This is a genomic window from Marinifaba aquimaris, assembly GCF_013328345.1.
GTDB lineage: Bacteria > Pseudomonadota > Gammaproteobacteria > Enterobacterales > Alteromonadaceae > Marinifaba > Marinifaba aquimaris.
Window position 1 is genome coordinate 1 of record NZ_JABULX010000029.1, and the last position, 23026, is coordinate 23026.

Annotated in this window: 21 protein-coding genes and 1 pseudogene; 11 read left to right on the top strand and 11 right to left on the bottom strand. The window is 40.2% G+C overall.

Features of this window, described 5'->3' with window-relative positions:
* Positions 1 to 29: 29 nt before the first annotated feature.
* The 5 genes and pseudogenes from HR060_RS15470 to mnmC form a co-directional block, all read right to left on the bottom strand.
* A pseudogene (locus HR060_RS15470) lies at positions 30 to 416 on the bottom strand (IS3 family transposase); the annotation flags it as partial.
* A 109-nt stretch (positions 417 to 525) separates the two neighbouring features.
* Positions 526 to 1923, bottom strand: coding sequence for a hypothetical protein (locus HR060_RS15475; RefSeq protein ID WP_174201200.1), 1398 nt, complete (start codon positions 1921 to 1923; stop codon positions 526 to 528).
* A 116-nt stretch (positions 1924 to 2039) separates the two neighbouring features.
* Positions 2040 to 3149: an AraC family transcriptional regulator gene (locus HR060_RS15480; RefSeq protein WP_174201201.1), complete on the bottom strand. Its 1110-nt coding sequence runs from the start codon at positions 3147 to 3149 to the stop codon at positions 2040 to 2042.
* A gap of 73 nt (positions 3150 to 3222) precedes the next feature.
* Positions 3223 to 3390: a DUF2986 domain-containing protein gene (locus HR060_RS15485; RefSeq protein WP_174201202.1), complete on the bottom strand. Its 168-nt coding sequence runs from the start codon at positions 3388 to 3390 to the stop codon at positions 3223 to 3225.
* Positions 3391 to 3393: 3 nt separating this feature from the next.
* Positions 3394 to 5454, bottom strand: a complete 2061-nt coding sequence (gene mnmC, locus HR060_RS15490; protein WP_174201203.1) for a bifunctional tRNA (5-methylaminomethyl-2-thiouridine)(34)-methyltransferase MnmC2/FAD-dependent 5-carboxymethylaminomethyl-2-thiouridine(34) oxidoreductase MnmC1 — start codon at positions 5452 to 5454, stop codon at positions 3394 to 3396.
* Positions 5455 to 5622: 168 nt separating this feature from the next.
* Between mnmC and fabB the strand changes: the two genes are divergently transcribed.
* From fabB to HR060_RS15505, 3 genes are all read left to right on the top strand, one after another.
* A complete protein-coding gene (gene fabB / locus HR060_RS15495; protein WP_174201204.1) occupies positions 5623 to 6837 on the top strand; it encodes a beta-ketoacyl-ACP synthase I in 1215 nt (404 codons plus the stop codon).
* 103 nt (positions 6838 to 6940) lie between these two features.
* Positions 6941 to 8086 carry a 4-phosphoerythronate dehydrogenase gene (locus HR060_RS15500; protein ID WP_174201205.1) on the top strand — a complete coding sequence of 382 codons (1146 nt, stop codon included), beginning with the start codon at positions 6941 to 6943 and terminating at the stop codon, positions 8084 to 8086.
* Positions 8087 to 8098: 12 nt separating this feature from the next.
* Positions 8099 to 9115, top strand: coding sequence for an aspartate-semialdehyde dehydrogenase (locus HR060_RS15505; protein WP_174201206.1), 1017 nt, complete (start codon positions 8099 to 8101; stop codon positions 9113 to 9115).
* A 102-nt stretch (positions 9116 to 9217) separates the two neighbouring features.
* Here the strand turns inward: HR060_RS15505 and HR060_RS15510 are convergent, their stop codons facing one another.
* Genes HR060_RS15510 through HR060_RS15520 form a run of 3 tightly spaced genes read right to left on the bottom strand, consistent with a single transcriptional unit; the run spans position 9218 to position 11155 of the window.
* Positions 9218 to 9895 (bottom strand): TVP38/TMEM64 family protein, encoded by a 678-nt coding sequence (locus tag HR060_RS15510; protein ID WP_174201207.1) that lies wholly within the window; start codon positions 9893 to 9895, stop codon positions 9218 to 9220.
* A gap of 24 nt (positions 9896 to 9919) precedes the next feature.
* A complete protein-coding gene (locus HR060_RS15515) occupies positions 9920 to 10375 on the bottom strand; it encodes a DUF2141 domain-containing protein (protein WP_174201208.1) in 456 nt (151 codons plus the stop codon).
* A 12-nt stretch (positions 10376 to 10387) separates the two neighbouring features.
* Positions 10388 to 11155 carry an SDR family NAD(P)-dependent oxidoreductase gene (locus HR060_RS15520; protein ID WP_174201209.1) on the bottom strand — a complete coding sequence of 256 codons (768 nt, stop codon included), beginning with the start codon at positions 11153 to 11155 and terminating at the stop codon, positions 10388 to 10390.
* A 91-nt stretch (positions 11156 to 11246) separates the two neighbouring features.
* Here HR060_RS15520 and HR060_RS15525 point away from each other — a divergent pair, with 91 nt between their 5' ends.
* A complete protein-coding gene (locus HR060_RS15525) occupies positions 11247 to 11783 on the top strand; it encodes a Crp/Fnr family transcriptional regulator (RefSeq protein WP_174201210.1) in 537 nt (178 codons plus the stop codon).
* Positions 11776 to 12312 (top strand): DNA-deoxyinosine glycosylase, encoded by a 537-nt coding sequence (locus HR060_RS15530; protein ID WP_174201211.1) that lies wholly within the window; start codon positions 11776 to 11778, stop codon positions 12310 to 12312. The genes HR060_RS15525 and HR060_RS15530 overlap by 8 nt, the downstream gene beginning before the upstream one ends.
* A gap of 17 nt (positions 12313 to 12329) precedes the next feature.
* Here the strand turns inward: HR060_RS15530 and nhaD are convergent, their stop codons facing one another.
* The gene (nhaD, locus tag HR060_RS15535; RefSeq protein WP_174201212.1) at positions 12330 to 13562 is read right to left on the bottom strand and encodes a sodium:proton antiporter NhaD; all 1233 of its coding nucleotides are present in this window, start codon (positions 13560 to 13562) and stop codon (positions 12330 to 12332) included.
* A gap of 105 nt (positions 13563 to 13667) precedes the next feature.
* Entirely contained in the window at positions 13668 to 13967 is a 300-nt protein-coding gene (locus HR060_RS15540; protein ID WP_174201213.1) for a hypothetical protein, read from the bottom strand.
* A 187-nt stretch (positions 13968 to 14154) separates the two neighbouring features.
* On the opposite strand from HR060_RS15540, the gene glnS reads away from it, so the two are divergent.
* The 4 genes from glnS to argS all read left to right on the top strand — a co-directional run bounded on the left by glnS (position 14155) and on the right by argS (position 20070).
* Positions 14155 to 15813 (top strand): glutamine--tRNA ligase, encoded by a 1659-nt coding sequence (gene glnS / locus HR060_RS15545; protein ID WP_174201214.1) that lies wholly within the window; start codon positions 14155 to 14157, stop codon positions 15811 to 15813.
* 109 nt (positions 15814 to 15922) lie between these two features.
* On the top strand, positions 15923 to 16324 hold the full coding sequence (locus HR060_RS15550; RefSeq protein ID WP_174201215.1) for a MerC domain-containing protein: 402 nt from the start codon (positions 15923 to 15925) through the stop codon (positions 16322 to 16324).
* A 205-nt stretch (positions 16325 to 16529) separates the two neighbouring features.
* The gene (gene prfC, locus HR060_RS15555; RefSeq protein ID WP_174201216.1) at positions 16530 to 18119 is read left to right on the top strand and encodes a peptide chain release factor 3; all 1590 of its coding nucleotides are present in this window, start codon (positions 16530 to 16532) and stop codon (positions 18117 to 18119) included.
* A 211-nt stretch (positions 18120 to 18330) separates the two neighbouring features.
* Complete coding sequence (argS, locus tag HR060_RS15560) at positions 18331 to 20070, top strand: arginine--tRNA ligase (protein WP_174201217.1); 1740 nt, start codon at positions 18331 to 18333, stop codon at positions 20068 to 20070.
* Between the two features lie 69 nt (positions 20071 to 20139).
* On the opposite strand, the gene queF is transcribed toward argS, so the two are convergent.
* Positions 20140 to 20997 carry an NADPH-dependent 7-cyano-7-deazaguanine reductase QueF gene (queF, locus tag HR060_RS15565; RefSeq protein WP_174201218.1) on the bottom strand — a complete coding sequence of 286 codons (858 nt, stop codon included), beginning with the start codon at positions 20995 to 20997 and terminating at the stop codon, positions 20140 to 20142.
* A 57-nt stretch (positions 20998 to 21054) separates the two neighbouring features.
* Here queF and syd point away from each other — a divergent pair, with 57 nt between their 5' ends.
* Together syd and HR060_RS15575 are read left to right on the top strand one after the other, a co-directional pair.
* Positions 21055 to 21615 carry a SecY-interacting protein gene (gene syd, locus HR060_RS15570; RefSeq protein ID WP_174201219.1) on the top strand — a complete coding sequence of 187 codons (561 nt, stop codon included), beginning with the start codon at positions 21055 to 21057 and terminating at the stop codon, positions 21613 to 21615.
* 272 nt (positions 21616 to 21887) lie between these two features.
* Positions 21888 to 23000 carry a GNAT family N-acetyltransferase gene (locus HR060_RS15575; RefSeq protein ID WP_174201220.1) on the top strand — a complete coding sequence of 371 codons (1113 nt, stop codon included), beginning with the start codon at positions 21888 to 21890 and terminating at the stop codon, positions 22998 to 23000.
* Positions 23001 to 23026: the final 26 nt, after the last annotated feature.

Here is a 23026-nt window from a genome sequence, read left to right on the forward strand (position 1 = left end):
ACAAGCTCTACTGACAGATAGCTTGGTTATGTTTTTTTCTTCAATAACGCGTTGCGTTGCTTTTTTGTGATACGTACTCCGAAATCTTTATCAAGTACATCGACTATCGTTTCAAAGAATTGTGCTTTTATCTTGGTATCTTCTAGCTCTTTTTCGAGGGCTTTGATTTTTTGCTCGGGTGTTAAATCATTGGGTTTAGACATAAGGGGAAGCTCATTCATATGATTGGGAGTACCTTTACTCCAATCTAGTTGACCATATCGGCGAAGCCAAGTTAAAACGGTTGAAGCACCTTGAATACCGTAGTGGTCTTGCGCTTGTTTGTAAGTACATTCGCCTTTTTCTACTTTATCAACGACGGATAATTTAAAGGCAAGTGAATAATCTTTTTGTGTACGCTTAGTTATTGGTTTCATTATCTTCTCCAAATTGAAGTTGGAAAAGTGTCAACCTTATTCAGGACGGGTCATGTTGCAAAAAAAAGGAGCTAAACGTGAGCTCCTTTTTAGGTTGTGGATTGGCTAATTATTGGGTGATTTTTCTTAATTTACCTGAGTCGCGATCCATAATATACATTTCAGAACCATCAGCATTGGTTGTTACACCATAAGGGCCGTGAACTTGTGCCTGTTCAATTGCACCGTCAATAGAATCTGCTGTGCCATCACCAATGAAGGTATTAACTTGGCCATTTAAATCCATGCGATCTACGCGGTGAACATCTCTTAATGGAGCATAAATATAGCCATTAGAGTAAGTGATTTGATTGACTTTACTGCCAAATGAACCGAGTTCAATTAGCGTTTCACCGTCCCATTTAAAGACATCACCACCTGTCCAGTTACCAATGTATAAGTTACCCATTTCATCAAATGCGACACCTGCAGGGTTACTAAAACGGCTGTCGGTAATTAAGGTTGATACTTCACCCTCTGGCGTTATTTGGTGAACTCTGTGATTGCTAAATGAGGTCACGACGATTTGATTGTCACTATCTATTGCTAACATGCCCGGGCAACCTTGTATAACGGCCAATAATGAATCGTTACCCGATACATCAACTTGTCTGACTTGGTTGGCCATACAATCTGTGTAGTAGATAATACCTGTGCTGCTTTGTGCAAGGCCTACTGGCAAGGCTAAGTTATTTAACCACACACCACTTAGATCTCGCTCCAGCGATAAGCCATCAGTCGCCATAAAGAGAATATCAGTTTCATTTAGACCACCTGAAATTAGCAGCTCACCTTCGCTAGTCAGTAGTAAGTTATCTCCGTATACACTACCGGCATCAAAGACTGTCTCAACTGTTGTAAAGTCCTGGGTAAGTACTTGATATGGATTAACAGTGACAGTATCTAAATCTAAGTCGATGTTGTCTTGGTCATAACCAATGGTGATGGTTTGCTCAGCACCTAGTGCTACATTAACCTTAGCCGTTTGAAATTCGGTGCTTTGTGATAATGAAAATTCAGCTAATTTTTCATCATTGCTAAATAAGCTGATTGAGCCCGCTTGTGAGGCACGATAGCTAATTTCAAGCGATTTCGCTTCAAACGGACTTGTTAAATCGACACCATCGCCATCCGATGCAAAGCCTGCAACATAAGCTTGAGCTGATGCTGCTTGGTCAGCTGTTTCGTTGATATTACCTTGTAAAGTTAAGTGCTCTGCCTGATAAAGCCACGATCCTGATGTCAGTTGTAAAGGTGCGTTATCAACTTGAGTATCCGTTTCTGTCACCGTATCGGTTGTTGTTTCAGTTTCTGTCTCTGTTTGCGTTTCAGTTTCTGTAGCCGTGGCTGTATCTGTTGGTGTAACTCGAGTATTGGCACTTGAACTTGAGCCACCACCTGAACCGCCACCACAGGCAGATAATAAAAAGCTTGAAGCAATTAAATAAAGTAAGGTGTTTATTTTCATTGTTGGTTAATCCTTAACTAATAACTGTCAATCAAGGTAAACCAACGAAATGGGTAGTGCGTTAACCTGCAAGCAAGTTAACGCATTAAGTTCTGTTTAAATGTGATGACTTGTGGTCATTTTGGGTTTGATTGATATTGGCTCGGGGTTAAACCAATAATATGTTTAAAGGCATTATTAAATGACGTGCGGTTGTTAAAGCCAGACTCAAAACAAATTGACTTAATACTGAGCTCAGTATTTTCTTTCAATAACTTTTTAGCATGAGCCACTCGGTACTGATTGATGTATTGATAATAATTCATCCCATCTATCGTATTTATCGCTTCAGATAGCACATAAACATTGATATCAAGTTTGGCTGCCAATGATTGCATGGTTAAATCAGCATCTAGATAAAGCTGCTCTTGCTCCATTAGCGTTTTTAATTGTTCGGATACCGCTTGAGCAACCGCAGGGCTGGTTCGTTTCGTTTCTTGGTTTTTATCATCTGTTAATGTTGGGGTATCGCTAACACTAGGGGCTAAATGCGCTTTTTGTCTGTTCAGCCTGACACTGATAGACGGACCAAATATGATACCGACTGCCAACCCTAAATTGATCAGCCCACGGATCAAAATTAAAAAGGATAGGGCATAGGCCTCTTGCACTAAAAAGCCAAGGATGATGACGACATCCAAAACAATAAAAAAGCAGAACAGGCTAATACAGCACAAGGGCAATAAAATGCGTCTTGCGGGCCAATCGGCATATTCACTCATCAGTACATGCTGTTTATTCCACAGCAAATAGAAACTAGCGGCTAAGTAAAACAGAGGGTGTAACTTAGCGATTAGTTTAAAGGCAAAAAAACTGTATAAATCGAGCTTAGGGTCAATGGTTAAAGCAATTAAAACCGCAGCTGCAGGAATTGCGTGTAAGGCATAATTGGCCAATAGTGCTTTGGCGCTTTTACTTGGAGTAAAGTTCTCTTTGGCCCATAAGTAAATACAAGGGCCGTATAAAAACATGCAAATAAACAGCAGCTTTACAATAAATGGAAAATAGCTTGGGTAATGGGCACTTGCATGCAAATAGCTAAATACAAATAGCGGAATATGAGCCGCTAAAAAGCCAATTAAAAAAGCGTTGTTGAGTCGGTTCTTTTTGGCGAGTAATACTAAAATGGCGCAGCAATTGAGTATCAACACCGTCAGAATGTAATCGGGTGAGAGGATCAGGTTCATTTTTTACTTCTTATTGTTATTGTTTTTATGAACCTGAAATATCGAGTACATCACTAACATGTCGCTAGATATGCTACTGGGCTTCAGGTTCGTCGTTCAGTGTATCCTGATTTTCTTGCTCATCCAATAAAGCTCTTTCTGCTTTACTGATATATTTAGGTTTGTTCGATTTATGCATTTTGGCGTTCGCTTTTTTCTGCTTCGCTTTTAGCTTGGTGTAAATCTTTTTCTTTCTATTCATCGTTTAGTGCTCGCGTCTTTTAATCTTCTTTAAGACAAACCGGTTTGGCTGTAATTGACTAATGGTTGGTATTTGCAGTGGCAGTGGCTCTTGGCATACTGTCGCAGCTAAAATTTCAGCTAATAAAGGCGCAGAACTCAAGCCACGAGAGCCCAAGCCTGAAATGATATAAAGATTTTTTTCTACTTCTGCTTGTTCTGTAATCGCTTGGCCTTTCCACAAATCTGCAAACTGTTCAGAGATTTGTTGCTGCACAAAGCTGTTACCTGCAATGGGCAAGTGATCTAATGTCTTGCTGCGAATAGAAGCTCGGCTCGATTGAATTTGTTCGATGTCAAATGCGATCCCGGTTTGTTGCAAGTATTGAATTTGTTGTTCAATATTTTGCTGATCTTCTTGTTCGCTCGGTTCACAGTTCGTTATATCTTTTAAAAAGCTCGCACCTGCACAATGCAAGTCTTGCCAGTTAGGGGTTAGATAACCCTTATGGCAAATCACCGTTTTAAGTTGGTTGAGCTTTTCATCAGTGAGTAAGTGACTGACTTGGCCTCTGACCGGTTGTAATTGCATATCTTGTTTTGGCATTAAATCAGCGGTTTCAAAGCCTGTGCACAAAACGACTAAATCAGTGTGATAGCTTGTTACATCGTCGTTGTTTTTAAAACACAAGTGCCATGAGTTGTCAGCTTGTTGCGTATAGTCGATAAGTTCACTCATTTCGAATAATTCGAGTTGGCCATTGGCAATGAGCTGTTGAACTTGTGCTTGAATATAGCTGCCCGGATTTAACCAGCCCCCTGTTGGGAAAAACCAAGCTGGCGTATCAACATCGACACCTGCTAGTTCATTGGCAGTATCACTATCAACTGCCTGCATTAAACTCTGTGGCCAAATACTTTGCGTTTGGTTTTGTGCTAAACGCCTTTGTCTGTCTTCATTAAAAGCGAGTTGCAATACACCACAATCATCAAAAGCGAAATCAAACATTTGCTTTTGTTGGTGGTAAAAGCGCATGGCAAATTCAAATGCTTTGGCGTAAAACTCACTTAAGTGATTGTGGTTAAGCTGTAATAGGGGATACAGGGCTCCTTGTCTGTTGCCCGACGCACTTTGAGCTAATTGTTCTTTACAGTGCAGTTTTATTTTAAATCCGCGTTTAGCCAATGCAAAAGCTGTGGTCGCCGCTGCAATACCGCCGCCAACTATGGTCGCCGTTTTATTGTTTTTATCTGCTTGAGCAATAAAAGGATGTAAAAACTCTGTTTGTTGCTGCTTATTGGGTTTTTTAGCCTGATAAGGTGTATCTACAGAGCCACTTTTATCCAAATCTTCATTGTTAAGATATTGGCCCCAAATCATTTCACGCTTGTGACCAAACCCTTTGCGTTTGTACATGGTAAAGCCGGCTTCAATAAGCCCTCGACGAACAAAGCCTGCAGCGGTAAAGGTTGCACAGGTACAATCTTGCTTGGCTAAACGCGCCATCTGATCAAATAAAGCCTGTTGCCACATATCTGGGTTCTTGCTGGGGGCAAAACCATCTAAAAACCAAGCATCGACAATGCCCGTTTCTCTGTTTGAAATCAGTTGGGCTTGTTCAAGAACATCACCTAGGTATAAATCTAGTGTGATTTTGTCTGTTAAACACAAACGGTGTGGGCCTTCAACTAAACTCGGATACTGTGCAATTAATGGTTCACTGTATTTTTTTAACGTTGGCCATTTATCAAGTGCTTGAATTAACGCCTCTTTACTCAGTGGATACTTTTCAAAAGTGATAAAGTGCAGGTGATTTAACTGCGTGTTTTCGTTGTCTTGTAAAAATTGCTCAAATGCTTGGCATACGGCCAAAAAGTTTAAACCTGTACCAAAACCTGTCTCTGCAATTACAAATCTGTCGTCACTAAATGTCGGCCAACGGGTTTGAAGTTGGTTACCTTGTAAAAAAACATATTCTGTTTCGGCAAGCCCATTATCTAAAGAAAAGTAAATATCATCGAACTTTTTCGAGATTGGAGTGCCTGATTCATTAAAATTTAGTTCTGCAGTGACGATTTTTGACAAAATTTTGCTCTATATCATTGGTCAATTGGTTCATTTTAACCGATAATAGCGGCAATTAATTTACCTGAGCTGATAAAACTTTAATGTTAGGGCAGGTAAAAAATAGAATTAAAAGCAAGGCATGTTTTTATCGTCTTGCAATGTTAGACACTTTCGGTGAGGAAATTCATGAAAAGAGCTGTGATCACAGGCATAGGTATTGTTTCTAGTATTGGTAACAATAAAGAAGAAGTAACAGAGTCACTAAAAGCGGGCCGTTCTGGTATCACTCGCTCAGAGCAATTTGCAGAAGTTGGCTTAAGAAGCCAAGTTTGGGGCGATTTAGACATCGATATCAAAGAGCATATCGATCGTAAACAAATCCGTTTTATGGGTGAAGCAGCTGGTTACTCTTACATTGCTATGCAGCAAGCTATTGATGATTCTGGTCTTGCTGATGATCAAGTTTCTAACGAGCGTACTGGTTTAGTTGTAGGTTCTGGTGGTGCATCATCTTTAAACCAAATCGAATCTGAGCGCATTCTTCGTGAAAAAGGCGTAAAGCGTATTGGTCCATACATGGTTCCACGTACTATGTCTTCAACAACGTCTGCATGTTTAGCGACACCTTTCAAAATCAAAGGTGTTAACTACACAATCAGTTCTGCGTGTGCGACATCAGCTCACTGTATTGGTCACGCTTGGGAACAAATCCAATTAGGTAAACAAGACGTTGTATTTGCTGGTGGTGGTGAAGAGTTACACTACACATTAGCAATGATGTTTGATGCAATGGGTGCATTATCAACTAAATACAATGACACGCCTGATAAAGCGTCTCGTACTTACGATGCTGATCGCGATGGCTTTGTTATCTCTGGCGGTGGCGGTATCGTTGTTGTTGAAGAGTTAGAGCACGCATTAGCACGTGGCGCAAAAATCTACGGTGAGATTGTAGGTTACGGTGCAACATCTGATGGCTATGACATGGTAGCGCCAAGTGGTGAAGGTGCTGTGCGTTGTATGAAACAAGCAATGGCATCAGTTGAAGGTGACTTGGATTACGTGAACACTCACGGTACATCAACACCGGTTGGTGACTTAAAAGAGCTTGAAGCTATTCAAGAAGTCTTATCTGAAAGCAACCCAGCAATCAGTGCAACTAAAGCGATGACAGGTCACGCGTTAGGTGCAGCTGGTGTTCACGAAGCAATCTACAGCTTATTAATGATGGAAAACGATTTCATTGCACCATCGATTAACGTAGAAAACCTTGATGAAAAAGCACAAGGTTTAGATATCGTAACTGAAAAACGTGATGCTAAACTAAACACTGTTATGTCTAACAGCTTTGGTTTTGGTGGCACAAACGCAACGTTAGTTTTCAAGCGCTTTGAAAAATAACCTAGTCGTTTAACTAGACTGTTAGCAGTCATAGAAATCGGGCTCTAAGCCCGATTTTTTGTTTTTCTCTCTTGTACGCATAATTCACAAAAAGGTTGTTATTTTGTCGCAACAACTGTCAATCATGATTGAAGATTCTCTGCTTTACGCTGAAGAGTTTTTCAATAATCTCGGACACATTACCCGTTTTTCAGGTAGTAAAATTACCGCTGAGCAATTACGTGGTGTCGATGTATTGTTAACGCGATCGACCACTAAGGTATCTCAATCATTACTGAGCCAAGCTGATAAGTTAAAGTTTGTTGGTACTGCAACTGCCGGTTTTAACCACCTCGACACTGATTATTTAACCGCAAAGGGTATTGAGTGGACAGCAGCGCCAGGTTGTAATGCAGATGCGGTTGCAGATTATGTATTAAGTGGCATGTTGACCCTGTCTCAGCAAGATAATTTTCAGCTTAAAGACAAACAAGTGGCGGTAGTTGGCGTTGGCCAAATTGGCTCGAGAGTGGTAAGGCGTTTAACCGCCTTAGGGTGTGAGGTTTTATCTTATGATCCGGTAAGAGCAAAGTGCGATGATGATTTTAAAACTTGTACTTTTGACGAGGTTTTAAAAGCCGATATCATCACTTGCCATGTGCCACTTACACTCAATGGCGATCATCCAACACATCATTTATTCGACTTAAAAACGTTCCAGCAGTTAAAGCCAAATGCCATTTTAATTAATGCTTGTCGTGGTGAGATCTTCGATAACATGGCATTGAAGGCGTTTTTGCAAATGTCTAACAAGCTTACTGTGGTATTAGATGTTTGGGAAAATGAGCCAAATATCGATATGGACTTACTGCAATTGGTTGACTTTGCTAGCCCGCATATCGCAGGTCACAGCCTTGAAGGTAAAGCCCGCGGTACTGAAATGCTGTATTACAGCTTGTGCTCATTTTTAGGGCTAGAGCCTGAATTTAGCTTGCATGACTTTTTACCCGAAATGCCAGTTGAGCAAATTGAATTATCGGCGACCACAGAGCTGGATGAAAATTTAGTAAGAAACCTGACTCGTTTTGTTTATGACATACGCAATGATGATGTCTGGTTTAGAAAAGGCATGAAAGCCAACCCCAAAGCCTTTGCCAAAATGCGCAAAAGCTACCCGGTAAGACGTGAGTTAACGTCACTTGTTGTAAGCACCGAAGCGTTACAACATCAAACCAAATTAATCGATCTGAGTTTTAGAACCAGTAACTAATAGGAAAAGAAAATGACAAAGACAGTTGATGTCTGTGTGCTTGGTGCAACAGGCCTAGTTGGTAAGCAAATTATCCAAACACTCGAAGAACGAGATTTTCCTGTTGGTACACTTTACCCGCTAGCAAGTGCTCGCTCTTTAGGTAAGACCGTTGAGTTTAAAGGCGAAGAGCTTGATGTATTAAGTGTTGAAGATTTTGACTTTAGTCAGTGCCAAATTGGTCTTTTCTCTGCAGGTGGTAACGTATCTAAAGAATACGCGCCAATTGCAGCTAAGGCAGGTTGTATTGTTATCGATAATACCTCTGAATTTAGATACAAAGATGATATTCCTTTAGTGGTACCTGAAGTCAATGGTGAAAAAATTGCAGATTATAAAGCGCGTAACATCATTGCAAACCCTAATTGTTCAACTATCCAAATGTTAGTGGCGTTAAAACCTATCCAAGAAAAATTAGGCATTGAGCGCATTAATGTGGCGACTTATCAGTCTGTTTCTGGTGCAGGTAAACAAGCTATCGATGAGTTAGCTAAGCAATGCACTAGCTTGTTAACCGGTACACCTGTTGAACCGCATGTGTTTGACCGTCAAATTGCTTTTAATGTGATCCCACAAATTGATGTATTCCAAGACAATGGCTACACCAAAGAAGAAATGAAGATGGTTTGGGAAACGCAAAAAATCTTTGCTGATGAGTCTATTCGCGTTAACCCAACGGCTGTACGTGTACCGGTTTTTTACGGTCATGCTGAAGCGATTCATATTGAAGTGAAAGAAGATTTTGATATTGAACAGGTCAAAACTTGGTTAGATGAAGCGCAAGGCGTTACAATATTGGCTAATGATGCAGAATTCCCGACTCAAATTGGTGATGCTGCTGGTAAAGATGACGTATTTGTTGGCCGCGTTCGCCGTGATATCAGCTACGCAAAAGGTCTAAACCTTTGGGTTGTAGCAGATAATGTCAGAAAAGGCGCAGCGACAAACTCAATTCAAATTGCAGAAGTTTTAGTTGAACAATACCTGTAAAGGTTAACTCAATAACTTTAGTGGGTACTTTTTAAAGCCTTTAAAAGTACCCATTTATTATCTTACTTCCTTCCTAACATCGCTTTTTTCAAACGTCAGCCGTTAAGCCTTTTTTATTTTAATTGCCGTTTGTTTATTTTTCTTTTGCCAAGTAAATACCCACCAAGCTAACCAAAAAAAGCTAGTGAGGCCAATTGCAGTAAAAATGGCGGGTTTGGGGTTAGATACATTACTAATTGAACCTGCATAACTGGCTAAAATGCTATAGGGCACTGCGCTTATTAACCAGCAGCTAATAAAGCGTTTGAACTTCATCTGGCAAAGCCCGGCAAGACAGGCCGACGTTTCCGGTAAAATCGGTAATGCCCGTGAAAGTAACAAGCTCACAGTACCGTATTCTATAAAATCTGATTTTGCATTGGCTCTCTCTTTTGCGTTGGGAATTAATTTGGCCAATACCTTATCACCATAGCGAATGGACAATAGGTAACCGGCGATGCCCGCTAGCGTGATCCCGCTTATTGCTGCCGCTGCGCCTACTGTCGGCCCAAGAAAGTAACCTGCTAAAATGCAGATTGTTAAAGTCGGTACCGCAATAAATAAATCAGCAAATAATAACGCGATAATGATACTAGCAACGAGCCATGGGCTAGCTGATTGAGCTTGATTTAATGCGTACTCGATATCCTCGATAGTCATTACCCCTGAGCTTTTAATCATGATGAAGGTGCTTGCAAATAGCAGTGATAAGATTAAACCAATTTTTAAAATAGCTTTCATATAAACCTCTAATAAATAAGCTGATTATGGGTAAACCAATTCAAGTGTCAGTGGCGCTTGAGTAGGAGAGAGGGTAATTGCACTTTGACTAAAGCTCGGTGGCCCGGTTAGGCCCAGGGTTTGTTTATTGGAAAAAGCCAAACCTTCGGCAGGGTATATGCTAGTCCAGTTCTTGCTGACTTTATTATTGTCATCTTCATCGTGCCAAATTTTTATGGCGATCGGCTTATCTGTCGGTAAGTTTGCCATAAAGGTTTGCGCACCTTGTTCGGCCTTTTGTTTGATATGCAAAGTCGCTTTATCGTGTTTGATTGGAAAGTGTTTGTCTTCAAATACCAGCATATGAATATGGCCACCGCGCTGATAATCGATATTGTCGATATTGACGGTGAATGTATTTGTGTTATCTGCTATTGCAGGTGTGATAACGATAAATAATAGGGTTAAGACATATCCTAAGGTTTGAGCTATGCGTTGCATTTAGTTATCCTCTTATGCGTTTTTCATCATGTTAAAAGCAAAGTTGGGTGTTAATCTGAGTAATCGTTTTAGCCATTTAACCTTGCCAATGGCATTATCTAAAACGTCATCTTCAATGCCTTTGATGATGGCATTTGCTGCTTGCTCGCAGGTTAATTTATTACTGCCTCGACCAAATGTCATAGCGGTATCCACCAGGGGTAAATACGCTTGCATGACTTTTACAGGGTGGTGTTCTAACTGGTAGCGCAAAGACAGGGTAAAGTGGTTCATCGCCGCCTTTGTTGCACAATATACGGCAGATTGTTTTTTAGGCGCTAACGCTAGGCCTGAATTGATATTAACGACCGCTCCTGGTTGTTGATGAGATGCTGCAGATATTAATTGAGTTAATAGACAAGCGGTCAATTGACAAACACTGGTCAGGTTCGTTTGTATTTCTTCGCTGATCTTTTTGAGCTTAATACTCGTTTGATTGGCTGAATTGTCACTTAACTGCTCGGTAAAATGCGCTGTATTTTGAATAGCTGCATTGTTGATGATGATGTCAATCGGCCCAAACGACTTTAAAGCTTGTTGTTTGTTGGCAATGGCATCATGTCTTGATAAATCGAGTACCATGCATTTTATACTGGGGTATTGCTTGTGCAGTTGTTCAAGCTTGTATTCACTTCGGCCAATGGCAATAACTTGATTATTGGCTTGAAGTTGCTCGGTTAAAGCGAGCCCGATGCCGCTAGTGGCACCTGTGATTAAAATGGTTTTTTGTGACAAGTTCATGGTTGTCTGATACCTAGTTCGATGGAAAAGATTAATCAGACTGTTATGCTAGCCACCTATCTAATACGGAGCGTTAACCCAAGTTAAAATTATGAACTTTTTTCAATTTTTTCAGCAAAACGCTAAAGCTAAAGTTTTAGCTAAAGGGGATGTGCTTTTTCATCAAGGCGAAGCGTGTCAGCAGTTATTTTATGTGCAGTCAGGCTTATTAAAAGGCTTTTATCTTGATGAACAAGGTAACGAATCGATTAAATCTTTTATTGGCGATAACGACATTATTACCAGTGTCCAAGCGGTTGCTGGCTCAGGGATCAGCAGCTTCTCATTACAAGCACTAGAAGAAACACATGTGCTGGCGATTGACTTTGCTCTGATTGAAGCACAACGGATGAAAGACTTAACCTTTGCTAATGAACTCGTTGGTATTTTACTTAAATTTGCGATGAAAAAAGAAAGGCGTGAGTTTGAACTTTTGACCTTATCGGCTGAACAACGTTTTATACAATTAGCCAAAGAACACGCTATCTGGTTAGATAAAATAACTCAAAATGACTTAGCGCGTTACCTTGGGATCACGCCTGTAGGTTTAAGCCGTATTAAAAAAAGGGTGCTTGGTGATCATGAGTGAGCAAAAAACGACAAACCTGTGTGAAAGTTTTAATTATATTGCCAAGCCTGATGCTAAAGTTTTGATCTTAGGCTCCATGCCTGGGGTTAAGTCATTAACTGAGCAGCAATATTACGCGCACCCGCGAAATGCATTTTGGCCGATAATGGCCGAATTATTTGTTTTTTCTAAAGATTTACCTTACCACGAAAGGCTTTCATTATTGACGCGTCAAAAAGTCGCTTTATGGGACGTGCTGGCCAGTTGCGAGCGAAAAAACTCACTCGATTCGGATATTGTAGAAAGCTCGATTGAGGCCAATGATTTCAACTTGTTTTTAGCGCATCACCCTGAAATTAAAGCTATCTTCTTTAACGGTGGCAAAGCCTGGCAAAGTTTTAAACGTTATGTACAACCGCAAAACCTCACCTTGTTAGCACCTATTCACCTTGAGCAACTGCCATCAACTAGTCCTGCCCATGCGAGCATAAAAATGGCTGATAAAATGAAAGTTTGGCACCAAGCCATTAAGCCTTTTTTACTGACTTAATACCAAACTTCATTGCATTACTGGGTAATGTAGACACTTAACCAATAGCCGACAGAATAGGCTACAAACAGTTGAATAAAGAGTCTTAAATAGCTGACAAAGTTAAGGCCTGGCACTTTACTCATGGCAATAATACCTGCAGCAGAGCCAATAACCAGTAACGAACCACCGACCCCCATTGCATAGGTAATGGCTAACCAGTCACTAGGGTTCATTTCAATATTCGCCTTTAACACTGCAGCGGTCAGAGGTACGTTATCTATCAACGATGAACTGATACCAAGCAGATAGTTGGCGACTGAAGTCGGTAAATGTTGGTACAGCAAGGTAATTTCATCTAATACATTGAGTTTTTTCAACGCCCCGACAATTAGCAAAATACCTAAAAAGAACAATAAGGTGTCAAATTCTATTTCTCGGATATAGTGTAATAAATTGCGGTTGGTTTTGGGCCAAGGGAAAAAGTGCTCGCACAAGAACATGACACTTAAACCGAATAAAAACGTCAGCACCGGCGGGATGTGAAATAACACATTAAAGGTCAGCGTAGTGATAATCGTTGATAAGAAAATAATACCAATGGCTTTATCTGCTGAGGCAATTTCGGATTTTTCAGCAACTAAATGCACCGTTTGGTTCATGTTGACTGATAACAATATTGCAAGGCAAACCACCCCCGCGAGGGCAGGTAAAACCAATTGGAATAAACTGATAATCGATACTTTGCCATCAAGGAATATCATTAAGGTGGTGACGTCGCCTGTAATCAAGGACACGCCACCACTGTTGACTGCAAAGATAATCAACGCAGCGTATTTTAATCGTTTATTGGCCGCTATTTTTAATTGGGTAATCAGTGCAACTGAAACAAGTGTTGCCGTGACGTTATCAGCCAATGAAGAGAACAAAAAGGAAGTAAAGCCCAGCACAACCAGTAACTTTCTCTCAGATAGGGTTTCTGGTAACCAGCTTTGCACCAAAGTTGAGATTAAACCACGACTGTTTAGGTAAGCGACAAATGTCATTGCGGCCATCAAAAAGAGCCACAAGGATGCAATTTCTAGTAGGTTTTCATTGAGGTTTTCAGTGATTAAATGCGTTTCTTCAATAGATGAAGAGCTAATGTAGAGTATTAACCAGGCTAAGCATCCCAAAAAGAGAGTGCTTTTAGCTTTATTAATATGGGTAACTTCTTCGAATATGATCAGCACTAGCGCAATGAGTGCGATACCAATAATGATGTATAACATGGAATGTAATTTTTTGTTTTTAATATAAAAAGCAAAGCAAAAGATTGAAAAGTTGCAATTTTTTATAGCAATTATCTTTTACTCTATGATGTCGTTTTTTATCCGTTATCGGACAAAAGGCGGGGCTCTTATCGCTTTTACACTGCGACTAAAAACAAAAAAGTCATTGTTGGTATGAGTAGCACGATTGGCTAAAGGAAGTCGATTGGAAAAAAATAGCCAAGTATTGAAAACGGAATCATCAGTCGTTTCGTATTCTGAGGCATTAGGGTTAGGTTCAACTTCAAATTGACTGAGTATTTCAGATACAGCTTGAACACTGGGGTGCTGGGCTGAATTATTTGACGCAATGACAAGTAATATGCAGGCAATTAGGTAACTTGTAATGTGTTTTAAGCAGGGCACCTAGATGTTGAACTTAATACATAGAAAATGATTGTAGATGAGTTTACAACAATCTTAGTGGTAAGGTTAAGTTAAAAAAATTGCCGAAAAGCTGTAACGTGCGTCATTAAACGGGTAGAATTTCCCGCTTTAGATCCCCATATTTGGGGATATGTCTGAAATTAGTAACAATAGGAATACGAGCCTCATGGCTGATAACGATAATCGCCCATCTAACTTTATTTATAACATCATCGATAAAGATTTAGCCGACGGTAAATATCAAACGACACATACGCGTTTTCCACCTGAGCCAAATGGCTTTTTACATATAGGTCACGCTAAGTCGATTTGTTTAAACTTCGGTATTGCTCAAGATTATCAAGGCCAATGTAATTTACGTTTTGACGATACCAACCCTGAAAAAGAAGACATCGACTACGTGCATTCTATTCAAGAAGACGTTAAGTGGTTAGGTTTTGAGTGGGATGGCGAAATTTGTTACTCATCTAATTATTTTGACCAACTTTACGCTTATGCAGTTGAGTTAATTGAAAACGGTAAAGCTTATGTCTGTTTCTTATCACCAGATGAAGCGCGTGAATACCGTGGCACATTAAAAGAGCCGGGTAAAAATAGCCCTTATCGCGATACATCGGTTGAAGAGAACCTAGCATTATTTGAAAAAATGAGAGCGGGTGAGTTCAAAGAAGGCGAGTGCGTACTGAGAGCCAAAATTGATATGGCATCAAGCTTTATGTGTATGCGCGATCCGATTATCTACCGCATTCGTTTTACTCACCATCACCAAACGGGTGATAAGTGGTGCATTTATCCAATGTATGATTTCACGCACTGTATTTCTGATGCGATTGAAAATATCTCTCACTCTTTATGTACTTTAGAGTTCCAAGACAACCGTCGTGTGTATGATTGGATTTTAGATAACATCAGTATTGAAGCGCGCCCGCATCAGTATGAGTTCTCGCGTTTAAACCTTGAATACACGGTAATGAGTAAACGCAAACTTAATACCTTAGTCGTTGATAATCACGTAGCAGGCTGGGATGACCCAAGAATGCCGACTATTGCTGGTTTAAGACGCCGTGGTTTTACCCCTGCATCGGTTGTTGAGTTTTGTAAGCGCATTGGTGTGACTAAAGTGGATAACATGGTTGAAATGGGCATGTTAGAAGCGTGTATTCGCGATGACTTAAATGCCAATTCTGCGCGCCGTATGGCCGTACTTGATCCGGTTAAAATTGTTATCGAAAACTACCCAGAAGGCCAAGTTGAAGAATTACAAGTGGCAAACCATCCGCAAAACGAAGAGTTTGGTAAGCGCACTGTACCTTTCTCAAAAGAGCTTTACATTGAACGTGAAGATTTCAGAGAGTCAGCCAATAACAAGTTCAAGCGTTTAGTACTGGATAAAGAAGTACGATTACGTGGTGCTTATGTCATTAAAGCAGAGCGCGTTGAAAAAGATGAAAATGGTGAAATCACCACTATTTTCTGTAGCTATGACGATGAAACGTTAGGTAAAAACCCAAGTGATGGCCGTAAGGTTAAAGGTGTTATTCACTGGGTATCAGCCGAGAAGGGTATCAAAGCAGAAGTGCGTTTATACGATCGTTTATTTAAAGTGCCAAACCCAGCTGCTGAAGAAGACTTTGCTGCAAGTTTAAATCCTGAAAGCTTGGTTACGTTAACTGACGCTGTCGTTGAGCCTGCTTTAATTGAGCTTGAAGCCGGTAATGCCGTTCAGTTCGAACGTATGGGTTATTTCTGTCCAGATGTTGATTCAACAGCTGACAAACCCGTGTTTAACCGCACAGTGACATTAAGAGATACTTGGGCGGGTTAATCCCACCATATAGTCTCCAAAAAAAGCGCCTTAAGGCGCTTTTTTTATACTTGGTAACCTAGTCAATAGCTATGTTATATTATAACCACGTTGGTTTTTAAGGATTGTTATGCGCACTGAGAAAATTCAAGTGATGGGTGATAAAGCGGCTATTGGGTTATCGGTCTTTTGTACGCTTCACTGTTTGTTCTTACCCCTTGTTTTAATTTTATTCCCTACCTTTTCTTCTATCTGGTTTGAAGGCGAAGCGTTTCATCGCATGTTACTCATTAGTATTGTACCTATTAGTTTGGCTGCTTTTACTTTAGGTTGTAAAAAGCACAAAAACATCAGTGTTGCGGTTTATGGCTTAACGGGGTTGTTAATACTTGTTATTGCCGGCTTTTTTATGCATGACTTATTAGGTGAACTTGGCGAGAAGGTCTTTACTGTCATTGGTGCTGCAGTGGTTGCTTTTGGTCACTACAAAAATCATCAGTTGTGTAAACAAAAACACTGTTCAAGCTGCTAACGCTTAAAGCTTTTAGTGAAAGCCCGTTTTCTTGAGTAAAACGGGCTTTTTTATTATTTATTCAGACATTTTTACGTCATTGATTGAGTAAATTACTCAGATCAGCGAAAATACCCGCCAAATTATTTAACCTAACAAAAATGTTTCGATTCATTGGCTTTTAATCAAAGCTAGGCATTTTTGTGATATCCGATACAAGAAGCGAATGGCAGATCAGAATTTCCTCAACGAAGTAGGCAAACGCAGAACGTTTGCAATCATCTCTCACCCGGATGCGGGTAAGACCACCATCACAGAAAAAGTATTATTATTCGGACAAGCGATTCAGCAAGCAGGTACGGTAAAAGGCCGTGGTTCTAACCAGCATGCAAAGTCTGATTGGATGGATATGGAAAAGGAACGCGGCATCTCGGTTACTACATCGGTTATGCAGTTTCCTTTTAATGATTGCCTAGTTAACTTGCTCGATACGCCTGGTCACGAGGACTTCTCTGAAGATACCTACCGTACGTTAACTGCCGTTGATTCGTGTTTAATGGTAATCGATGCCGCGAAGGGTGTTGAGGATAGAACGCGAAAATTAATGGAAGTAACACGTTTACGCGATACGCCAATTGTCACTTTTATGAACAAATTAGACCGTGATATTCGCGATCCTATGGAAGTGATGGATGAAGTTGAAAATGAGCTCAACATTTTGTGTGCGCCAATCACATGGCCAATAGGCTGCGGCAAAGAGTTCAAAGGCGTTTATCATATCTTGCGTGATGAGACGATTTTGTACTCAACAGGTCAAGGCCACACCATTCAAGAAGTCCGTACTGTTAAAGGTTTAGATAACCCAGAACTTGATAAAGAAATTGGTGATGAGCTAGCAGAAGTACTTCGCGAGGAGCTTGAATTAGTTATCGGGGCTTCAAATGAATTTGATCGCGAGCTGTTTTTATCAGGCGAATTAACACCTGTTTATTTCGGTACGGCGCTTGGTAATTTTGGTGTCGACCACATGCTCGAAGGCTTAACTGAATGGGCTCCTGCGCCAATGCCACGTGAAACTGCAGAGCGTAAAGTCGAAGCTGAGGAAGAGAAATTCTCAGGTTTTGTCTTCAAAATTCAGGCGAATATGGACCCTAAACACCGTGACCGCATCGCGTTTATGCGTATAGTGTCGGGTACTTATAGCCAAGGCATGAAGATGAACCACGTGCGTATTGGTAAACAAGTGAGTATTTCAGATGCGGTGACATTTATGGCCGGCGATCGTGCTCGTGCTGAAAATGCCTATGCAGGTGATATTATCGGTTTACATAACCACGGTACGATTCAGATTGGAGACACCTTTACTCAAGGTGAAAAGCTCAAGTTCTCTGGTATCCCTAATTTCGCACCAGAATTATTCCGTCGTATTCGCTTAAAAGATCCACTCAAGCAAAAACAGCTTTTAAAAGGGCTGGTTCAGCTATCTGAAGAAGGTGCTGTGCAGGTGTTTCGCCCGTTAACAAACAATGACTTAATTGTTGGTGCGGTCGGTGTACTTCAGTTCGATGTTGTTGTTGCAAGATTAAAATCTGAGTACAACGTTGAAGCCATTTACGAAAGTATTAATGTTGCTACTGCACGCTGGACGCACTGTGACGATCAGAAAAAGTTAGACGAGTTTCGTCGTAAAGCGGATAGTAATTTAGCGCTAGATGGCGGTGATAACTTAACGTATATCGCACCTACTATGGTTAACCTTTCTTTAGCAGAAGAGCGTTATCCGGATATTAAGTTTAGTAAAACACGCGAACATTAATTGTCGGGCATAGTTAAGCTTTATACGGCGTTATTTTATTTTTTCACCCCAATCACATAGGCAAGCTATGCTCATGGGGCTGAAAAAATACAAATGCCTTGTCTAAAACCTAACTATTTACGACAAGGCTTTTAAAAACAAACAGTTAAAATTTAAAAGATGGACTAGGCTAAGTTCATCTTTTAATGAATAAAAGAACACGAAAAGACAGATGAAAATTAAACAGATTTTAACGCAAAGAGTGATTGCTGCGATGACGGCAGCAGGTATTCCTGAAGGCACTAACCCAGCAGTTGCATTAAGCAACCGCCCACAGTTTGGTGAATATCAGGCTAACGGTGTATTAGGCGCAGCAAAAGCACTTAAAACCAATCCTAGAGAGTTAGCGAATAAAGTCGTTGCTGAGCTTGACCTGACTGATATTGCAGAAAAAGTTGAAATCGCCGGACCAGGTTTTATTAACATCTTTTTATCTAAAGATTGGTTAAACCAGCAAATGATGGCTGCAAAGGCAGATGAGCGTTTAACGATTGCAACGGCTGATCAAGCACAAACATGTGTAGTGGATTATTCATCACCTAACCTAGCAAAAGAAATGCACGTTGGTCATCTGCGTTCAACTATCATCGGTGATGCAATTGCTCGAACGCTTGAATTCCAAGGCCATAAAGTGGTTCGCCAAAACCACATGGGTGATTGGGGTACACAATTTGGTATGTTAATCGCGCATCTTGAAGATAACATGCAAGGTGGCAATATTGACGGCACGGCACTAGCTGATTTAGAAGTTTTCTATCGCGAAGCTAAAAAACGCTTTGATGAAGAGGACAACTTTGCTGACCGCGCTCGTGATTACGTGGTGAAATTACAAGGTGGAGACGAGCGTTGTACTGAGCTTTGGCAGAAATTTATCGAAGTATCAGTTTCTCACTCAGAAGATATCTACAACAAATTAAACGTGACATTAACGCGTGATGATATTAAGCCAGAAAGTGCTTATAACGACCGTTTAGCACCTGTTATTGAGAATCTACAAAAGCAAGGTTTAGCGGTTGAAGATCAGGGCGCACAAGTTGTCTTTTTAGAAGAGATGGCGAATAAAGATGGCGAGCCAATGCCTGTTATCGTGCAAAAATCTGGCGGTGGTTTTTTATATGCCACTACTGATTTAGCGGCACTTGAGTATCGCAGTCAAACATTAGACGCTGATCGCAGTTTGTATTTTATTGATGCGCGTCAGTCACTTCACATGCAACAAGTGTTTACGATCGCTAAAAAATCAGGGTTAGCTTCTGAGAAAGTATCTTTAGAACACCATCCGTTTGGCACCATGATGGGCGAAGATGGAAAACCGTTTAAAACACGTGCTGGCGGTACTGTTAAACTAGTTGATTTGCTTGATGAATCAGTGACACGTGCTGCTGAATTACTAAGTCAACGTGAAACGGACCTAACGGCTGAACAACAAGCGGAAGTGGCGCGCAAAGTGGGTATTGGTGCTGTTAAATTTGCTGATTTATCTAAGCACAGAACATCAGATTACATTTTCAGTTGGAAAACAATGTTGAGCTTTGAAGGCGCAACAGCACCTTATCTTCAATACGCTTACACACGTGTTCAATCTATTTTCAATAAAGCGGGGATAGATGCTTCAAGTCTGAGTGATGAGATTGTTATTAGCCAAGAGCAAGAACGCACATTAGCCATTAAATTAGCGCAATTTGAAGATACTTTAGAGCTTGTTGCAAAAGAAGCTCTACCACATCAGCTATGTGCTTATCTATATGAAGTAGCAAGTGGTTTTATGAGCTTCTACGAAGCATGTCCTATTTTAAAAGACGATGTAACGAGTGAAGAGAAAAACACGCGTTTAATCTTAGCGAAAAATACGGCCGCTACATTGAAGCTTGGTTTAGACTTACTGGGTATTGAAGTGATGGACAAAATGTAATTTGTCTAACTCGTCTAAACTATCAAGATAAAAAAACGGGCTTTAGCCCGTTTTTTTATGTCAGTGTATTTATTGTCTTGCCAACCTATGCCAAGGCATAAATACAGGCTCATTACTGCGAATGGGGTTGATGTCTAAACCGCCGCGGCGAGTGTAGCGAGCATAAACGGTTAACTTTTCTGGTTTCAGTAATTGGTGTAAGTCTGTGTAAATACGCTCTACACAATGTTCGTGAAATTCATTGTGATCTCTAAAACTAATTAAGTATTTGAGTAGACTCGCTTCGTTTATTTTCTTGCCTTTATATTCAATATAAACACTGCCCCAATCGGGCTGATTGGTAATTAAACAATTCGACTTAAGTAAGTGTGAATGCAATTTTTGCTCAACAATGTTGTCGCTTTCAATGTGCAATAAGCTTGCGTCGTAACCATATTGCGACACTTCAATATCCAAATCATCGATACAGTGACTCTTATTAAAACTCGTGATGCCTTTTTCGGTGTATGCATCGAGTTCAAAAAGCTGAACTTCAACCTGGCTTTGAGTTTTTTCTGATAAGTCTTTAGTCAGCGTATTTTCAACGTCAAAAATGCTATCAAATTGAGTTTGGTTGAAGCTGTTTAGATAAAGTTTAAACGACTTAGATTCAACCAATGCTTCTGTTGAAAAATCAAATTTAAATTCGGCAATGGCTACTTGAGGCTTACCTTTGCTATTAAGCCAAGACATTTCATAGCCTGTCCATAGATCATACCCCACAAAAGGTAATGGTGATGCGAGGTCTAAGCCCAATGTTTGTCTGGTCAAAGAGCGGGGGACGAGTTGTAATAAGTCTGGCTGATAGCTTGAGCTATATTCAGTCTCTTTGCCTAATGTTAATTCAGTTAATTGAGCTTCAATATTCTTGTCGGTTTTTTCTGACATGGCTTTTATGCGTATAATACAAAATAGATAGCCCTATTTTAATGGAAAAACAAACAGATGTCCGATTCAGTTAGCACTCAATTAGTTACTTTTAGTGAGCAATTTATTCAAATGTACCAATCTGAGCTTGGCGAGTACCCAAGTGTGGAGCACGACGATGAATGGCAGAGTGAATGTGAACTGGGAACGGTGGAATCAGCTAAGAGTTTTTGGAAGCCATTGCAACGTCAACAAGCGTTAGATTTTACTAACATTGATAATGCGCTCGAGATAACGACACATCCCGATCTAGCTCTGTATTACGGCACTTTAATCAGTGCTGGGCTTGATGCAAGTTTTGAAGGGGAAGCTCTGCAATTATTACAAGTCTGGAATGATGAAGATTTAAATATGCTACAACAAAATATGATCTCTCATATTTTAATGAAACAAAAATTAAAGCAACGCATCACTCTGTTTTTAGCCGTAACTGACGACGATAGCCTATTAATTTCATTACTTAATGAAACAGGTGAAGTTGTTCTTGAACCCGTTGGTAAAGAACCCATTAGAGTTCTTGCGCCTTCGTTAGCCGATTTTATTGCTCAGTTAAAACCTGCTCTTGTCCAAGATGCTTAAATCTGCGTGCGACAATTTGCCACATTTACATCAACTGACAATAGCGTAAGCTTATTCGTGTTGAGCTTAGAAAGCGTTAGGTTAAGGATGAGCTAGTGCTTTCGTTGGAATGCATTTGTAGGTTGAAAGCCTGCAAATGCTTCTCACTCCAATTTCTATTTCAAACTTTCCTCTCTGTATTCGCACTCTGCGATATGTTTGTTTAATTGTAACGAAATTTATCGTATAATCTTGGCATTACATCGGTGAGGGAAAGGATTGACTTCATTAATATGCCGTATCAAATTGAATTGAAGCCGTTGCAGTATTCTTCAGATTCAAGTGAGCTCGACTGGCTTGCAAAGGATTGGTGCGCATTAGCAGAGCTTGCTCCACAGTCTTCCTACTTCCTATCCTGGTCTTGGATAAAAACCTGGCTATCTCAACAATCAAAGCAAACGCTTTGGTTAATACAAGCAAAAGATAAATCTGGACAAACATTAGGTTTGGGCATTTTTGTCAAAAAGTCGGTATTAAAATTTGGTTTTATCTCAACAACGCAATTGTGGTTACACAAAGTGGGCGATGAAAAGTCCGATCAAATGTGGATCGAACACAATGACTTTTTATTAGCTGAGCATGTTGCTGATGACCTTAGAACCGCTATTTTACAATATTTATATACGCAGAACGTTTGCCAGTGGCACGAATTAAGATGGGATATGCACCCTGATGGTATTGGTGCAAATTGGCCAGAATTAGACATGCACTGTCATCAAGTGCTAACAAGTAAGGGATATCATAATCAGTTACAGCGTTATGATGACATTAGCCAGGGCTTTAGTAAAAACACGCGTAGGCAAGTAAATAGAGCAAAAAGTTTATTGGAAGCGCAAGGACAGCTTAATCTTGAACTTGCCTCTGATGCGAAACAAAAACAGGCTTGGTTAGCTCAAATAGCAGAGTTACATAAGCAACAATGGCAGGATACTGCTTGGGGAAGTGGGTTTGACAATCATTGTTTTGTTGAATTTCACAATCGACTAATAGAGCAAAATGATACCGACATTATTGCATTAACACTGAACGGTGACGTGTTGGCTTTCGGCTATAATTTTCGCCAGCATCAAAGTGTTTGCTTCTATTTATCGACGATAAAAAAGTTTGAAGATAATCGAATAAAGGTTGGCCTGTTACTTCACACATTAGCCATGCAACATTATCAAAACCTAGGTTTTAGAACTTATGATTTTCTAGCTGGTGATATGAGGTACAAGGCTTCTTTATCTGATTGCAGTTATACATTAGTTTCTGATTGCCTCTATAAACAAAGACATAGGTTTTGTTTAGATAGATTACTCAGGCAGATAAAAAATACGATTGAACGCACTATCCGTCGAACGTAGTTAATTTTAGTTAGGAATGGTAAGGA

Coding starts and splice junctions, on each gene's coding strand:
- syd (WP_174201219.1), top strand. CDS start 21,055: ATGTCCGATTCAGTTAGCACTCAATTAGTTACTTTTAGTGAGCAATTT.
- HR060_RS15575 (WP_174201220.1), top strand. CDS start 21,888: ATGCCGTATCAAATTGAATTGAAGCCGTTGCAGTATTCTTCAGATTCA.
- prfC (WP_174201216.1), top strand. CDS start 16,530: ATGGCAGATCAGAATTTCCTCAACGAAGTAGGCAAACGCAGAACGTTT.
- HR060_RS15515 (WP_174201208.1), bottom strand. CDS start 10,375: ATGCAACGCATAGCTCAAACCTTAGGATATGTCTTAACCCTATTATTT.
- HR060_RS15505 (WP_174201206.1), top strand. CDS start 8,099: ATGACAAAGACAGTTGATGTCTGTGTGCTTGGTGCAACAGGCCTAGTT.
- queF (WP_174201218.1), bottom strand. CDS start 20,997: ATGTCAGAAAAAACCGACAAGAATATTGAAGCTCAATTAACTGAATTA.
- HR060_RS15475 (WP_174201200.1), bottom strand. CDS start 1,923: ATGAAAATAAACACCTTACTTTATTTAATTGCTTCAAGCTTTTTATTA.
- fabB (WP_174201204.1), top strand. CDS start 5,623: ATGAAAAGAGCTGTGATCACAGGCATAGGTATTGTTTCTAGTATTGGT.
- nhaD (WP_174201212.1), bottom strand. CDS start 13,562: ATGTTATACATCATTATTGGTATCGCACTCATTGCGCTAGTGCTGATC.
- HR060_RS15530 (WP_174201211.1), top strand. CDS start 11,776: ATGAGTGAGCAAAAAACGACAAACCTGTGTGAAAGTTTTAATTATATT.
- HR060_RS15510 (WP_174201207.1), bottom strand. CDS start 9,895: ATGAAAGCTATTTTAAAAATTGGTTTAATCTTATCACTGCTATTTGCA.
- HR060_RS15550 (WP_174201215.1), top strand. CDS start 15,923: ATGCGCACTGAGAAAATTCAAGTGATGGGTGATAAAGCGGCTATTGGG.
- HR060_RS15485 (WP_174201202.1), bottom strand. CDS start 3,390: ATGAATAGAAAGAAAAAGATTTACACCAAGCTAAAAGCGAAGCAGAAA.
- argS (WP_174201217.1), top strand. CDS start 18,331: ATGAAAATTAAACAGATTTTAACGCAAAGAGTGATTGCTGCGATGACG.
- HR060_RS15525 (WP_174201210.1), top strand. CDS start 11,247: ATGAACTTTTTTCAATTTTTTCAGCAAAACGCTAAAGCTAAAGTTTTA.
- glnS (WP_174201214.1), top strand. CDS start 14,155: ATGGCTGATAACGATAATCGCCCATCTAACTTTATTTATAACATCATC.
- HR060_RS15520 (WP_174201209.1), bottom strand. CDS start 11,155: ATGAACTTGTCACAAAAAACCATTTTAATCACAGGTGCCACTAGCGGC.
- HR060_RS15480 (WP_174201201.1), bottom strand. CDS start 3,149: ATGAACCTGATCCTCTCACCCGATTACATTCTGACGGTGTTGATACTC.